The 14,540-nt window shown below is 58.4% G+C and carries 12 protein-coding genes; 11 read left to right on the top strand and 1 reads right to left on the bottom strand.

The window, feature by feature from the left end; translation table 11 throughout:
• Positions 1-4: 4 nt before the first annotated feature.
• The 7 genes from ACSBLW_RS08750 to cobA all read left to right on the top strand — a co-directional run bounded on the left by ACSBLW_RS08750 (position 5) and on the right by cobA (position 10,373).
• Entirely contained in the window at positions 5-1,366 is a 1,362-nt protein-coding gene (locus ACSBLW_RS08750; protein WP_435259831.1) for a CmpA/NrtA family ABC transporter substrate-binding protein, read from the top strand.
• 69 nt (positions 1,367-1,435) lie between these two features.
• On the top strand, positions 1,436-2,527 hold the full coding sequence (locus ACSBLW_RS08745) for an ABC transporter permease (RefSeq protein ID WP_435259830.1): 1,092 nt from the start codon (positions 1,436-1,438) through the stop codon (positions 2,525-2,527).
• 5 nt (positions 2,528-2,532) lie between these two features.
• Positions 2,533-4,179 (top strand): ABC transporter ATP-binding protein, encoded by a 1,647-nt coding sequence (locus ACSBLW_RS08740; protein WP_435259829.1) that lies wholly within the window; start codon positions 2,533-2,535, stop codon positions 4,177-4,179.
• On the top strand, positions 4,179-6,611 hold the full coding sequence (nirB, locus tag ACSBLW_RS08735) for a nitrite reductase large subunit NirB (protein WP_435259828.1): 2,433 nt from the start codon (positions 4,179-4,181) through the stop codon (positions 6,609-6,611). Before ACSBLW_RS08740 ends, nirB begins: the two co-directional genes overlap by 1 nt.
• A complete protein-coding gene (nirD, locus tag ACSBLW_RS08730; RefSeq protein WP_435259827.1) occupies positions 6,608-6,946 on the top strand; it encodes a nitrite reductase small subunit NirD in 339 nt (112 codons plus the stop codon). Before nirB ends, nirD begins: the two co-directional genes overlap by 4 nt.
• Before the next feature lie 2 nt (positions 6,947-6,948).
• Positions 6,949-9,573 (top strand): molybdopterin-dependent oxidoreductase, encoded by a 2,625-nt coding sequence (locus ACSBLW_RS08725; protein ID WP_435259826.1) that lies wholly within the window; start codon positions 6,949-6,951, stop codon positions 9,571-9,573.
• On the top strand, positions 9,570-10,373 hold the full coding sequence (cobA, locus tag ACSBLW_RS08720) for a uroporphyrinogen-III C-methyltransferase (RefSeq protein ID WP_435259825.1): 804 nt from the start codon (positions 9,570-9,572) through the stop codon (positions 10,371-10,373). The genes ACSBLW_RS08725 and cobA overlap by 4 nt, the downstream gene beginning before the upstream one ends.
• 4 nt (positions 10,374-10,377) lie before the next feature.
• Here cobA and ACSBLW_RS08715 read toward each other — a convergent pair whose 3' ends face one another.
• The gene (locus ACSBLW_RS08715) at positions 10,378-11,247 is read right to left on the bottom strand and encodes a glycosyltransferase family 2 protein (protein WP_435259824.1); all 870 of its coding nucleotides are present in this window, start codon (positions 11,245-11,247) and stop codon (positions 10,378-10,380) included.
• Between the two features lie 154 nt (positions 11,248-11,401).
• On the opposite strand from ACSBLW_RS08715, the gene ACSBLW_RS08710 reads away from it, so the two are divergent.
• From ACSBLW_RS08710 to ACSBLW_RS08695, 4 genes are all read left to right on the top strand, one after another.
• On the top strand, positions 11,402-11,809 hold the full coding sequence (locus tag ACSBLW_RS08710; protein WP_435259823.1) for a GFA family protein: 408 nt from the start codon (positions 11,402-11,404) through the stop codon (positions 11,807-11,809).
• Positions 11,810-11,882: 73 nt separating this feature from the next.
• Complete coding sequence (gene miaB / locus ACSBLW_RS08705) at positions 11,883-13,193, top strand: tRNA (N6-isopentenyl adenosine(37)-C2)-methylthiotransferase MiaB (protein ID WP_435259822.1); 1,311 nt, start codon at positions 11,883-11,885, stop codon at positions 13,191-13,193.
• A gap of 203 nt (positions 13,194-13,396) precedes the next feature.
• Entirely contained in the window at positions 13,397-13,966 is a 570-nt protein-coding gene (locus tag ACSBLW_RS08700; RefSeq protein ID WP_435259821.1) for an OmpA family protein, read from the top strand.
• 5 nt (positions 13,967-13,971) lie between these two features.
• On the top strand, positions 13,972-14,358 hold the full coding sequence (locus tag ACSBLW_RS08695) for a hypothetical protein (RefSeq protein ID WP_435259820.1): 387 nt from the start codon (positions 13,972-13,974) through the stop codon (positions 14,356-14,358).
• The last annotated feature ends 182 nt before the right edge of the window (positions 14,359-14,540 follow it).

Raw genomic sequence — 14,540 nt, 5'->3', positions numbered from 1 at the left:
CAGAATGAACACCCGCAAGCTTCTGACTGCCCTTAGCCTGACCTCTTCCTTGGTGGCCCTGCCGGCCTTTGCCGCCGACCCGGAAGTGGACGAGTTGACGCTCGGCTTCATCAAGTTGACCGATATGGCCCCTTTGGCAATCGCCAAGGAGAAGGGCTTTTTCGAGGATGAAGGTCTGTTTGTTACCCTTGAAGCACAGTCGAACTGGAAGGTTCTGCTGGACCGCGTGATTGCAGGCGAATTGCAAGGCGCGCATATGCTGGCCGGCCAACCGATTGCTGCGACGATCGGTTATGGTACGGCGGGCGAGGTGGTCACACCGTTCTCGATGGACCTGAACGGAAACGCGATCACCGTCTCAAACGCAGTTTGGGCCGAGATGAAGCCGAATGTTCCGGCAGATGCCGAGGGCAAGCCGATCCATCCGATTTCGGCCTCGGCTTTGAAGCCGGTCATCGAAAGCTATGCCGACCGGGGAGAGCCCTTCAATCTGGGGATGGTATTCCCGGTTTCGACCCACAACTATGAACTGCGCTACTGGTTGGCAGCGGGCGGGGTTCATCCGGGCTTCTACTCGCCTGCTGACGTTTCCGGTCAGATTGGCGGCGACGTGCTGATTTCCGTCACCCCACCGCCTCAGATGCCTGCGACGATGGAGGCTGGCACCATCCTTGGTTATGCCGTTGGCGAGCCGTGGAACCAGGCCGCAGTCGCCAAGGGCATTGGTGTTCCGGTCATCACCGACCACGATTTGTGGAACAAGAACCCCGAGAAGGTCTTTGGCGTGACCAAGGCCTTTGCCGAAGAAAACCCGCAAACCATGATCGCGTTGACCAAGGCGCTGATCCGCGCGGCGATCTGGCTGGACGAGAATGACAATGCCAACCGGCCCGAGGCCGTGGAAATTCTGGCGCGCTCGGAATATGTCGGTGCGGACGCTGCGGTTATTGCCAACTCTATGACCGGCACGTTTGAATTCGAACCGGGCGACAAGCGTCCCGCGCCGGATTTCAACGTCTTCTTCCGCTACAATGCAACCTATCCCTATTATTCGGACGCCGTCTGGTACCTGACCCAGATGCGCCGCTGGGGCCAGATTGCCGAGGACAAGGCGGATGCTTGGTACGACGAGACCGCTAAATCCGTCTATCGCCCGGACATCTACAAACTGGCCGCCGAGGAACTGATCGCCGAAGGCAAGGCCTCTGCCGACATGTTCGACTTCGACGCTGATGGCTATCGTGAACCGACGAATGCCTTCCTCGACGGTGTCACCTACGACGGCCTCACCCCGAACGCCTATATCGACAGCCTGACCATCGGCCTCAAGACCGGCCAGACCGTCGAAACCGCCATCGCAAATTGATCTGACCCTGTCCCGTCCCGCGTCCAGCCTTGGGCGCGGGTAAACCCGGCTCGGAAAAGGACTGCTTCCATGACCGCCATCGACCCTGCAACGATCTCGACCCAGAAAAGCCGCGCGGATGAGGCTGCAAAAGCTCGCCGCTTTGCCCGGATCACCAAGATGGATGGCTGGCTGAAAGCGCTTGGCCTGCCGTTCGTTACGCCGATCCTGAAGATTGCCGCCGGCGATCCGCCGAAAGCCCATTTGAAAGACATCTGGCGCCTTCTTGGCGTTCCGGTTCTTTCAATCGCGATTTTCATCACCGCGTGGGCGCAACTTGCGCCGTTGGTTCAAACCTCTTTGGGTGCGATCCCCGGTCCGAGCGAGGTCATGGTTCAAGCCATCAACTTGCACGAAGATGCGAAGGCCGAAGCTGTCAAAGAAGAAGAATTCTATGCCCGTCAGGCCGAAAAAAATGCGGCGCTGGTGGCAGAGGGCAAAGCCGATCAAGTCAAAGAGCGGGCTTACACCGGCAAGCCGACCTATTATCAGCAAATCTGGACCAGCATTAAGACCGTCTTTTTCGGGTTCTTGATCGCAACGGCGGTCGCAGTTCCGCTTGGCATCGTGTCTGGCCTTTCTCCGACCGCAAATGCCGCGATCAACCCGCTGGTGCAGGTGTTTAAGCCGGTTTCTCCGCTGGCTTGGTTGCCAATCGTCACAATGGTGATCTCTGCCGTCTATGTGGGCGGCGAAGGCGCCATGTCGAAAAGCTTCCTGATCTCGGCTGTGACTGTCACGCTTTGCTCGCTTTGGCCCACGCTGATCAACACTGCGCTGGGCGTGGCTTCCATCGACAAGGACCTGGTGAGCGTCAGCCGCGTGCTGAAACTGAGTGCCTGGAAGAAAATCACCCGCCTCGTGCTGCCCTCGGCTCTGCCGCTGATCTTTACCGGGCTGCGTCTGTCGCTGGGCGTGGGCTGGATGGTTCTGATTGCGGCCGAAATGCTGGCGCAGAACCCGGGCCTTGGCAAATTCGTTTGGGATGAATTCCAGAATGGGTCGTCTGAAAGCCTTGCCCGCATCATGGTTGCCGTTCTGACCATTGGCATTATCGGCTTCCTGCTCGACCGCGTGATGTTTGCTCTGCAATCCGCCTTCACCTTCTCGAACAATCGGTGATCGGCATGGCAATCCTTGAATTCAAGAACGTCTCAAAAGGCTACGGTGACCATCCGGTTATCCGCCATCTTGATCTTGCCGTAGAAGATGGCGAGTTCCTTGCGATCCTTGGCTTTTCCGGTTCCGGCAAGACCACGCTGATGAACTTGATGGCGGGCCTGCAACTGCCGGATCAGGGCCAAGTGTTGTTCAAGGGGCAGCCAGTGACCGGACCGGGACCAGAGCGCGGATTGGTCTTTCAGTCCTATGCGCTGATGCCTTGGCTGACAGTTCAGGGGAATATCGCGCTTGCGGTGGATGCCGTTCACAGCGCGAAATCCAAAGCTGAACGCGCCGAACTGGTGGCGAAGTACATCGGGATGGTGGGCCTTTCGCATGCCGTCGACCGCCGCCCAGCCGAGCTTTCGGGCGGGATGCGCCAGCGGGTGGCCGTTGCGCGCGCCCTGGCGATGGCCCCGGAAGTGCTGTTGATGGATGAACCGCTTTCGGCGCTGGACGCGCTGACCCGCGGCAATGTCGCCTCTGAGATTGAAGCGATTTGGGAAGCTGATCGCCGCACGGCCGTGCTGATCACCAATGATGTGGATGAAGCCTTGGTTCTGGCCGACCGTATCGCCTGCCTGAACCCTGATGGCACCTTGGGCGAGGTCTTCAAGGTGGACCTTGCCCGTCCGCGCGACCGCAACAAGATGGGGGAAGACGCCGTCTATAAAGAGTTGCGTGCAGCGATTACGGCTTATCTGATGGATGTCGGCATGGCCTCGAAGGTGGCCGAGACGCGCCGTCTGCCGCAGGTCACGCCGCGCCATGCGATGCCAAAGGCCTATGCCGAGGCCGCCGTCAGCCAGATTGACGACCGCTATCTGCAATTCTCGCAACTCCACAAGATCTACTCGACCCCGAAAGGGCCCCTGACGGTGGTCGAAGACTTCAACCTGACCCTGAAGAAGGGTGAGTTCATCAGCCTGATCGGACATTCCGGCTGTGGCAAATCCACTGTGCTGACCATGACGGCAGGCCTGAATTCCATCTCCAAAGGTGCGATCAAGCTTGATGGCTATCACGTTGAAGGGGCGGATCCAGAGCGTGCCGTGGTGTTCCAGTCGCCAAACCTGTTCCCCTGGCTGACAGCCAAGGAAAACGTCTCGATTGGCGTGGACAAGGTCTATCCGAAATCGACACGGGCCGAGCGGCAAGAGGTGGTGGAATATTACCTTGAGCGCGTGGGTCTGGCCGATGCGATGGATAAGCCTGCCTCCGAAATGTCGAACGGAATGCGGCAGCGCGTTGGTATTGCCCGGGCCTTTGCGCTTTCGCCGAAGTTGCTGCTGCTGGATGAACCCTTCGGGATGCTCGACAGCTTGACCCGTTGGGAATTGCAGGAAGTCCTGATGGAGGTCTGGAGCCGGACCAAGGTCACAGCGATCTGCGTCACCCATGATGTGGATGAGGCGATCTTGCTGGCCGACCGCGTCGTGATGATGACCAACGGCCCCCGTGCCACCATCGGCAAGATCACCGAAGTCAACTTGCCGCGCCCGCGCACCCGCAAGGCGCTGCTCGATCACCCTGATTATTACCACTATCGCCAGCAGGTGCTCGATTTCCTTGAGGAATACGAACACGGCGCGCACAAGAAGGATGCAGCGTGATGGCCCAGAAACTTGTTGTCATTGGTGCTGGCATGGCCTCTGGCCGTTTGCTGGAACACCTGTTCGAGGCGGCGCCAGAAGCGTTTGATGTTACGCTTTTCAACGGCGAGCCACGCGGGAACTACAACCGCCTGATGCTTTCGCCGGTCCTTTCGGGCGAAAAGACCTATGAAGAGATCGTGACCCACGATGGGGATTGGTACGACGCGCAAGGCGTCACCTGCCGCTTTGGCGAGCAAATCACCAAGATCGACCGCGACCGTAAAGTGGTTATCTCGAATGGCGGTGAGACGCCCTATGACAAGTTGGTCATCGCTACGGGCTCGGCGCCCTTCATCATACCGGTGCCGGGCAAGGATCTGCCGGGCGTTGTGACCTACCGCGATCTTGAAGACACCAATGCCATGATTGCGGCGTCGAAGCCCGGCGCAAAAGCCGTGGTCATTGGCGGTGGTCTCTTGGGTCTGGAAGCGGCCGCTGGCATGGCCGCGCGCGGGGCCGAAGTGACCGTCATTCACCTGATGGGCCACCTGATGGAGCGGCAGCTTGATCCTGCGGCCGGATATCTTTTGCAAAAGGATCTGGAACGTCGCGGCATCAAGGTCCATTGCAAGGGCGCGACCAAGGCCATTCTGGGCGAAGGCAAGGTCGAAGCCGTGCTGCTGGAAGACGGAACGGTCTATCCCGCTGATCTGGTCTGTATGGCTGTCGGCATCCGCCCGGAAACCCGGATCGCAACTGACGCGCATCTGGAGATCGGTCGGGGTGTCGTGGTCAATGACCAGATGCAGACCTCTGACCCGTCGATCTATGCATTGGGCGAATGTGTTGAGCATAACAAGCAGCTTTTCGGCCTTGTTGCGCCGCTGTACGATCAGGCCAAGGTTCTGGCAAAGGCTTTGCTTGCCGAAGACGCCGCGTTCCAGCCGGTTCAGACCGCGACCAAGCTGAAGGTGACGGGCGTTGACCTGTTCAGCGCCGGCGATTTTGCCGAAGGTCCGGGACGCGAGGATATCGTTTTCCGCGATCCAGGCCGCGGCATCTACAAGCGTCTGATCATCGAGGGTGAGAAGCTGATCGGTGCCGTGATGTATGGCGATACAGCCGATGGCGCGTGGTTCTTTAGCCTGATCAAAGAAGGGGCGGATATCACCGATCAGCGTGAAACCCTGATCTTTGGCCCCGGTTTCGCGGGAGGGTCCAAAGCGGACCCTTTGGCAGCCGTTGCAGCCTTGCCGCCTGAGGCGGAAATTTGTGGCTGCAACGGCGTATGCAAGGGAAAGATCGTTCAGGCGATCGAGGGTGGCGCCAATACGCTCGACCTCGTTCGCGCCCAGACCAAGGCAAGCTCGTCCTGCGGCACTTGCACCGGGTTGGTTGAACAGGTGATGGCCCTGACACTGGGCGACAGCTTCAGTGCCAATGCCAATCCGCCAATGTGCAAATGCACCGATCACACGCATGAAGATGTGCGTCGAATGATCAAGTCTGTTGGTCTGAAATCCATTCCTGCGGTCATGCAGGAATTGGGGTGGAAAACGGTCGGCGGCTGCGCCTCATGTCGCCCGGCGCTGAACTATTACCTTCTGTCAGATTGGCCAACCGAATATTCGGACGACCGTCAAAGCCGTTTCGTGAACGAACGCAATCACGCCAACATCCAGAAAGACGGCACCTATTCAGTCGTTCCGCGGATGTGGGGTGGGGTAACGACGCCCGACGAATTGCGCGCGATTGCGGACGCAGCAGACAAATATGCTGTGCCGATGGTCAAGGTGACGGGCGGTCAGCGGATCGACCTTCTCGGCGTCAAGAAAGAGGATCTGCCCGCAATTTGGGCCGATCTGAACGATGCCGGAATGGTCTCGGGCCATGCCTATTCCAAAGGCTTGCGGACAGTGAAAACCTGCGTCGGCAGCGAGTTCTGTCGCTTTGGCACGCAAGACTCGACCGGCCTTGGCATCAAGCTGGAAAAACTGCTTTGGGGGTCGTGGACACCGGCAAAGGTGAAACTCGCCGTTTCAGGCTGCCCGCGCAACTGCGCCGAAGCCACCTGCAAGGACGTGGGCGTGGTCTGCGTCGACTCCGGCTATCAAATCAGCGTTGCGGGCGCGGCGGGTATGGATGTGAAGGAGACCGAACTTCTTTGCACCGTCCCGACCGAAGAAGAGGCATTGGAAGTGATTGCGGCCTTTGTGCAGCTTTACCGCGAAAACAGCCGCTATCTGCACCGCATCTACAAATGGGTGGCCAAGGTTGGCCTTGATTGGTGCAAGGCGCAGGTGGTCAAGGATACGGCCAACCGCCGCGCGCTGTATGACCGCTTCATGCTGTCTCAGACGGTCTACCAGAAAGACCCATGGGCCGAAGAACCGAAAGTCCGGGCCGATTTCGCGCCCCTGATGGACCTGAGCCGGGAGGCGGCAGAATGAACATGCTTTCAGAAGCTTGGCTGGATATCGGCGCGTTGGAGGACATTCCGCGTCAGGGCGCGAGGGTGCTGAAAACCTCGAAAGGGTGTGTCGCGGTCTTTCGTGCTGCGGATGACCATGTCTTTGCCTTGGATGACCGTTGCCCCCACAAGGGCGGGCCATTGTCGGAAGGCATCGTGCACGGCCATTCTGTGACCTGCCCCCTGCACAACTGGGTGTTCGACATGAATTCTGGCGAGGCTCAGGGTGCGGATGACGGATCGGTCGGCACCTATTTGGTCAAGGTCGATCAGGGTCGGATCCTGATCGACGCCACGCATCTTTCGCGGGGGTAGGGATGGTGACGGTCAAATCTACTTGTCCCTATTGCGGCGTAGGATGCGGAGTGCTTTTGACCGCCGGAGAAAATGGGTCCGTCTCTGTCAAAGGAGACCCGGATCACCCTGCTAACTTTGGGCGGCTTTGCTCTAAAGGGTCAGCCTTGGGAGAGACGGTTGGGCTGCACAATCGCCTTCTCGCCCCGCAAATTGCTGGCAAAGAGGCAGACTGGGACGCGGCACTGGATTTGGTCGCGGCCAGATTTTCCGCCGCCATCAAGGAACATGGGCCGGATGCGGTGGCTTTTTACGTTTCGGGCCAGTTGCTGACCGAGGATTATTACGTCGCCAACAAGTTGATGAAGGGCTTTATCGGCAGCGCGAACATCGACACCAATTCGCGGCTTTGCATGGCGTCATCTGTGGCAGGGCACCGTCGCGCTTTCGGCACAGACACTGTGCCGGGGCAATACGAAGATCTGGAGCAAGCTGACCTTGTCGTGCTTGTCGGATCAAACCTGGCATGGTGCCACCCGATCCTGTTCCAAAGGCTGGCTGCGGCAAAGGCCGCAAACCCTGCGATGAAAGTGGTGGTGGTAGATCCGCGCCGGACGGCGACCTGCGATCTGGCCGACCTGCATCTGGCCTTGCGCCCCGGATCTGATGCGGCGCTGTTCAATGCGCTTTTGGTTGAAATCGTCAGGGCAGGGAAGGTTGATGCCGCGTTTATTGGCCACACCACTGGGCTTGACGCCGCCCTCGCCGCGGCTGAGGCATCGGCCTCGTATGAGACGGGTTTGTCTGAGGCAGATCTTTCGGCGTTTCTGAAACTTTGGACCGAAACAGAGAAGGTCGTTACCGTTTATTCCCAAGGGATCAACCAGTCGACGAGTGGGACAGACAAGGTCAACGCGATCCTGAACTGCCATCTTGCAACGGGCCGGATCGGACGTCCGGGAATGGGGCCGTTTTCGGTGACGGGCCAGCCCAACGCCATGGGCGGGCGCGAGGTGGGCGGGCTTGCCAATATGCTGGCCTGCCATCTGGATCTTGAAAACGCGGCACATCGGGCTGCTGTTCAAGACTTCTGGCACAGCCCAACGATGGCAGAAAAGCCGGGGTTGAAAGCCGTTGACATGTTCCGCGCCGTGGAAGACGGGCGGATCAAAGCGCTGTGGATCATTCACACCAATCCGGCTGTTTCGATGCCCGAGGCAGACAGGGTCGCCCGCGCGATTTCCAATTGTGCGTTTACCGTCGTCAGCGATGTCACCGCGGCCACAGACACGGCGCGTTTGGCCGACGTCTTGCTGCCAGCCGCCGCATGGGGCGAAAAAGACGGCACTGTGACCAATTCCGAACGCCGCATCAGCCGTCAACGGCCTTATCGGGACGCTCCGGGTAAAACCCGCCCTGATTGGTGGCAACTGGCCGAAGTCGCGCGTCGGATGGGATTTCACGGTTTTGAATGGAACGGTCCGGATCAGATCTTTGCCGAATATGCGGCACTTTCGGGCGTTGCCGGAAGCTTGGGCAGCGACTTCGACATCTCTGATTATGCGGGAACGGATAAGGCGGAATATGATCGGCAACGGCCTTTTGTCTGGCCTGCCTCCGAGCAGAAGAAGGGCGGACGCTTCTTTGCTGACGGACGCTTCCACACGGCGGATGGAAAAGCGCGGCTGGTCGCCGTCACCCCGCGTGAACCGCAGCAGGTTGGCGGCGATCAACCCTTCCGTTTGAACACCGGGCGGATCCGCGACCAGTGGCACACGATGACCCGGACCGCACGGGCCCCGCGCCTGAACCAGCATCTGGGGGAGCCGTTTCTGGAACTGCATCCAGAAGATGCGCGATCTTTGGGCATCAGCACCGCCGATCTGGTGGAGGTTTCGAATGCATATGGCCGTGGCATTCTGCGGGTTCTGATTTCTGATCGCGTCGGTCGCGGGACGCCCTTTGCACCGATGCACTGGACGGGCGAAACGGCACCAACGGGCCGGATTGATGCCTTGGTGCCCAGCCTTGTCGACCCGATTTCCGGCCAGCCGGAAAGCAAGGCGGCGGCTGTTGCGCTGCGCAGGTTTCAGGCAGGGTGGTATGGTTTCGCGGTTTCAAGCTGCGAGATCAAGCCGCAAGCGGACTACTGGGCCTTGTCTGCGATTGAGGCCGGCTATCGCGTGGAACTTGCGGGCAACGGAATGCCCGAAGACTGGGAAAGGTGGGCGCGCTCGTGCCTTTCCGTTCCATCGGAAGCCAGTGCCGTCGCCTATCACGACGCCGCCCGCGGTCAGGTTCGCATCGCCTTTGCCGTCGATGATGTTGTCTGCGCGGCGCTTTTTGTGGGTCCGCAACCAGTCGCGTTGTCGCGCGGGACTGTGGAAGACTTGCTTGGACAGCCCCTGCACGGTGGCGCCTTGTCCGGACGACCATCGGGCGAACGCCCAGATCCCGGCCCGGTGGTTTGCGCCTGCTTTGGCGTCGGTCGAAACACGATTGCCCAAGCGATTTCCGAAGGCGGATGCCGGTCGGTTCCTGATCTTGGCAAAATGCTGCAGGCCGGCACCAACTGCGGGTCGTGCAAGCCAGAACTCGCGGCATTGATCGCGCAATTCCAGCCGATGTTGAAAGAGGCAGCCGAATGACCCATTTGCCTTTCCCTCAAGATTTCACGCAAGCTTGTGGACGCATCAGCCTTGTCGGGGCTGGGCCGGGTGCGGCCGATCTGCTGACGATCCGTGCACTGAAAAGGCTGCAAGAGGCTGATATTGTCTTCTTTGACCGCCTGATTGATCCAGAGGTGCTGGCTCTGATCCCGACGTCTGCCGAGCAGGTCAATGTCGGGAAAGAGGTTGGGCGATGCAAATGGCCCCAAGATCGGATCGATGCTGCAATTGTCATGGCTGCACTCGCCGGTAAGCGGGTTGTTCGGTTGAAATCAGGCGATCCGTCGATCTTTGGTCGGGCGGCCGAGGAAATCGCCGCGGCGCAACTTCATGGCATCCCGGTCGACATCATTCCGGGTGTGACTGCGGCCTCGGCAGCAGCGGCTTCGACGCTTTGCCCGTTGACTGAGCGTGGGAAGTTCGACCGGCTCTTGATGCTGACAGCCACAGCTATGACAGGGGAGTTGCCCGAAGATTTCGCCAGATCAATTGCACCGGGGACGCGTCTGGCGATTTACATGGGCATTCATTTGGCCGCACAACTTCGGTCCCGCCTGATCGCTGCAGGGGTGTCTGATAAAGCGCCTGTGACACTCGCCCAGAATGTCGCCAAAGCCGGAGAGCGGCATGTCGAATGCACTCTGGATACGCTTGTCAGCACAATCGCCGATCAGCAAATCCGCAATCCAGCCGTGATTTTTGTCGATGTCGAGCGTGTTGCTTGCAGGGCTGGAAAGAGCGACGCGTCGAATACTGAGCTTTCAGCTTACGCGTTGTAAGTCGTCAGAACCACTGGCCGGGTTCCATCAATCCAAGATCCATCAACTGCTGGCTGTGCCATTCAAAAGGCACCGTGTTGCGCCACTTGAAATCGTTGATCGCATAGCGTGATCCGGGATTGGCGCGCAGTGCCTTGGCTGTTCTGAAAGAGGCAAGAGCTGTGGTCAGATTGTTATGCCAAGGGCAGGCATAGGTGTTCATCTCTTCATCGTTCAGCGTGAAGTCAGGACGCAGTTTCAGCCCGGGTTTGGTCTTGAAAAGACAAATCCGGTCAATCTTGCGGCGTTCCCACGGCACATGTTCTTCGAACCGCCAACGCAATCCGCCAAAGAAATCAAGCTGGCGTTCTTTGGGGTAGTGGTTGTTCTCGGGATCCGGGCGCCCAAGCGCATAATAGCCCGATTTGTCGAGATGGGCATCTTCCAGTGAAACGGCGTTCGGATAGGTGTCCAGATCACCAGCGTAAAGATCAATCACATAGGTCAACAACGCCTCGCGTCGTTCTTCGGTGTGAAAGGCGATCAGTTCGCGGATGTTACGGTTTTCGCAGAACGGATGGAAAAGGTATTCGGTGTTATAGCAGTAGAAAAGCCAGATCCCCGGTGCCGCGTCGATAATGGCATTGACCGCTGTGACCAGTGCCCCTTCGGCATGAACGTCGTGGTCGACCCTGTGGATGGTGTTTTCAAGCTTCTCGGGTAGGGAAATCTGTTCCGGCGCAAAAAGAACGACTTCGCGGAACCCCGCGCGTTGATGATGCCGAAGCGTTGTATCGATTTCGATTTCATCTTCGGCAACGATGACCGCGACCGGGCCTTTGGCCAAGGCATCTTTGCCGTCACTCAGGAAGTCGGTCAGGCTGTCGTAGCGCATGGAGTCATACTTTCATTTTCAAGACAAGAATCGTTCAAGCAGCGCCATGTTGCAAGCCCGGTCTCGGTCGGTAACTGCCTCTTTTGCGTCGAGAAGCGCGAAGACTTTGAACGCCGCTGGTAAATGTTAGGCGAAATCGGATTGGGAGCTGGGAATGGTCACAGGTGGATGTCTTTGCGGAAAAGTACGGTTCAAAACACAGTCGCCATTGCGAGATGTCGTTTATTGTCACTGCGAGCAATGCCGGCGGCAAACCGGGCTTTACTATGCGGCGACGGCCATTCCGAGGGCGGATTTGGTCATCGAAGGGGCGCAGAACATTACTTGGTTTGCAGCCTCTGATTTCGCACGACGCGGCTTCTGTTCAAACTGTGGATCTGCCTTGTTTTGGGATGGGAAGAACCTGCCTTATGTCTCGGTCTTGGCGGGTGCCATTGATGACCCATCGCAACTTGTCGCGGAATGTCATATCTTCACCGAACACCGGCCCGGGTTCTATTCGATCAACGACGGTCTTCCGGAATATCCGCGCAGCGCTCCGGGTCTTGCAGTCGACGAGTGATCCCTGCGTTGCGCTGGGGGGCGGTTCCCTGTAGAACGCCAGCGTTTCAAGATCGGCCCCGGTGGTAAGCGAAATGTCCGAACCTAAAAAGCTGTTCATCAAGACCTATGGTTGCCAGATGAACGTCTATGACAGCGAACGCATGGCCGAAGCCATGGGGGCGGAAGGTTATGTGACGACCGACAAGGTGGACGAGGCAGACATGGTGCTGCTGAACACTTGCCACATTCGGGAAAAAGCCAGTGAGAAGCTTTATTCCGATCTGGGTCGGCTAAAGCCGCTGAAGGCCGAGAAGCCCGATTTGAAGATTGGCGTGGCTGGCTGCGTTGCACAGGCCGAAGGGGCCGAGATTCAGCGCAGAATGCCCTTGGTCGATCTGGTGGTCGGACCGCAGGCCTATCACCGCTTGCCTCAATTGGCGAAATCCGGTGTGCCGCAGGTCGACACGGATTTCCCCGAGGAAGACAAGTTCGACCATTTGCCCGAGCGCAAAGCAAAGCGCGGCCCGACAGCCTTTCTGACCGTTCAGGAAGGATGCGACAAGTTTTGCGCCTTTTGCGTGGTGCCTTACACGCGCGGCGCAGAAGTCAGCCGTCCGGTTGACCGCATCCTGCGCGAGGCTCGTGATCTGGTCAGCCGCGGTGTGCGCGAAATCACTCTGCTGGGTCAGAACGTCAATGCCTATCACGGTGAGGGCTCGGGCGGGGCTTGGACCCTTGCGCGCCTGATCCGGACGCTGGCGGAAATTGATGGTCTTGATCGCATCCGCTATACGACCAGCCATCCCAACGACATGGAAGATGACCTGATTGCGGCGCATGGCGACTTGCCGCAATTGATGCCCTATCTTCATTTGCCTGTGCAATCTGGCAGCGACCGGATTCTCAAGGCGATGAACCGCAAACATACGCGGGACGATTATTTCCACCTTGTTGATCGGATCAAGGAGGCGCGTCCAGATCTTTTGCTTTCGTCGGATTTCATCGTTGGTTTCCCGGGCGAGAGTGACAAGGATTTTGAAGACACGATGGATTTGATCCGCCGTGTCACCTATGGGGCGGCATTCAGCTTCAAGTATTCGGCACGTCCGGGGACGCCCGCAGCCGAGAAGGCCGCGGTCGAGGCCAGTGTTGCCGACGAACGACTGCAAGTGTTGCAGGCGCTGGTCACCGAACAGCAGCGTGCGGCGCAAAACGGGATGGTTGGGCGCGAAGTTGGTGTCCTTTATGAAAAGGCCGGGCGCTTGCCGGGGCAGATGGTCGGAAAGTCCGATCATCTTCATGCAGTGCATGTGGACGATCCAGCCGGTGTTGTTGGCGAACTCGTCCGTGTGCGGATTACGGGCGCGGTAACCAACTCACTGTCAGCAATCCGAATTTCCTAATTCTGACAGCAACGTTGCTGAATAGACTGTTTCCGACGCGGAAACGAAGCGCGTGAAATGTGGCAACCACAGGTGTTTTTACGGGGGGGCTGATCATATAAATGCCCTAATTTATTCAGATTTCGCTTTACTTCACGATTTCGGGACGGCAATCCTAAATCCAAGTCTGCTCGTACTAGTCATAAAAAGAAGGGGCTGCCGCTGTGGAGAAAGTTTCCAAGGCATTGCGAATGGTCCTGGGGGGGGCTGCGTTAGCTGTTGGATTGTCGGGCGCGACAGCAACAATGGCGCAAACCGCACCTGAGGTTACCGGAAAGATTGAATGGGGCGTCTGGATTGACGACGACGGCTGTATGCACTGGTGGGCCGATGGCGGTCTTGAGGGCTATATGGTGCCGCGCCGCAATCCAGCGAACGGCAAGCCTGTTTGCCTGAAGAAAAATACTTGTCTGGTCGAAAACACGGACACCCTTTTTGCTACTGACAGCGCAAAGCTGACGGCGAGCGGTCGGGATCGTCTTCGTTCCTTCTTCCAGCAGGCCGGTGCCTTTGGCTATGCGATCTATGGCCATACCGACAGCCGCGCCTCGGATGAATACAACATGGGCCTTTCCAAGCGCCGTGCCGCGGCTGTCGCCTCGGTCGCGCGTTCTGTTGGGGCGCATGTCGAGCGTGAGATCGGATTTGGCGAGCGCCAGCCGATCGCCTCGAACAGCACTGCGGCGGGGATGCAAAAGAACCGTCGCGTCGAAGTCGTCTGCTACAGGTGGTGAGGATCATGGCAAATCGTATCGCAAAGCTCATGGCCTCTGTACCCTTGGTGCTCGCTTTGGCGGGCTGTGTTCAGGACGGCCTTTCGCCTTATACCGGTGATCCGAATACCGTGATTGCAACCGGTGTCGACAGGGGCCGTGACAGTGGCGTGTTGCGCAACGGTCAGGCGGCAATCGCCTACGATCCGGATGGTTGCCAGAACTGGATCATGGATGATGGCGTCGAGGGTTATTCGACACCACGGTATGACCCAGTGTCGGGCTTGCCCGTGTGCAACGGCCATTATCCGCCGGGCACGATCATTCGTAATTACCAGACGGGTACGCAAGGCATTCGCGACTATGTTCCCGGTCCGGGGATTCGCACGGTTGTCCGGCGCGCCGGCAACTGACCGGTCACCAATTTTTTCTCAAAGGGCCGCAGGTTTCTGCGGCCCTTTTTATTTGTTCAAGGCGCACTTGATGCAAAGCTGTGCAGTTGTCACATCCTTGTGCATGTTTTGGCCTGAAATTGGGGCAGCCCGTAATTCCGTACTTGCCAGATGATGTGACCGGGCGCACACTTCATACAGGC

Source organism: Thioclava sp. FR2 (assembly GCF_051200875.1).
Classification (GTDB): Bacteria; Pseudomonadota; Alphaproteobacteria; order Rhodobacterales; family Rhodobacteraceae; genus Pseudotabrizicola.
The sequence above is the reverse complement of the archived record's forward strand: the minus strand, read 5'-3'. Positions and strand labels throughout refer to the sequence as shown.

What these genes read in the sequence shown, in the direction of transcription:
- ACSBLW_RS08750 (WP_435259831.1), top strand. Translation starts at nt 5, where the DNA reads ATGAACACCCGCAAGCTTCTGACTGCCCTTAGCCTGACCTCTTCCTTG.
- ACSBLW_RS08745 (WP_435259830.1), top strand. Translation starts at nt 1,436, where the DNA reads ATGACCGCCATCGACCCTGCAACGATCTCGACCCAGAAAAGCCGCGCG.
- ACSBLW_RS08740 (WP_435259829.1), top strand. Translation starts at nt 2,533, where the DNA reads ATGGCAATCCTTGAATTCAAGAACGTCTCAAAAGGCTACGGTGACCAT.
- nirB (WP_435259828.1), top strand. Translation starts at nt 4,179, where the DNA reads ATGGCCCAGAAACTTGTTGTCATTGGTGCTGGCATGGCCTCTGGCCGT.
- nirD (WP_435259827.1), top strand. Translation starts at nt 6,608, where the DNA reads ATGAACATGCTTTCAGAAGCTTGGCTGGATATCGGCGCGTTGGAGGAC.
- ACSBLW_RS08725 (WP_435259826.1), top strand. Translation starts at nt 6,949, where the DNA reads ATGGTGACGGTCAAATCTACTTGTCCCTATTGCGGCGTAGGATGCGGA.
- cobA (WP_435259825.1), top strand. Translation starts at nt 9,570, where the DNA reads ATGACCCATTTGCCTTTCCCTCAAGATTTCACGCAAGCTTGTGGACGC.
- ACSBLW_RS08715 (WP_435259824.1), bottom strand. Translation starts at nt 11,247, where the DNA reads ATGCGCTACGACAGCCTGACCGACTTCCTGAGTGACGGCAAAGATGCC.
- ACSBLW_RS08710 (WP_435259823.1), top strand. Translation starts at nt 11,402, where the DNA reads ATGGTCACAGGTGGATGTCTTTGCGGAAAAGTACGGTTCAAAACACAG.
- miaB (WP_435259822.1), top strand. Translation starts at nt 11,883, where the DNA reads ATGTCCGAACCTAAAAAGCTGTTCATCAAGACCTATGGTTGCCAGATG.
- ACSBLW_RS08695 (WP_435259820.1), top strand. Translation starts at nt 13,972, where the DNA reads ATGGCAAATCGTATCGCAAAGCTCATGGCCTCTGTACCCTTGGTGCTC.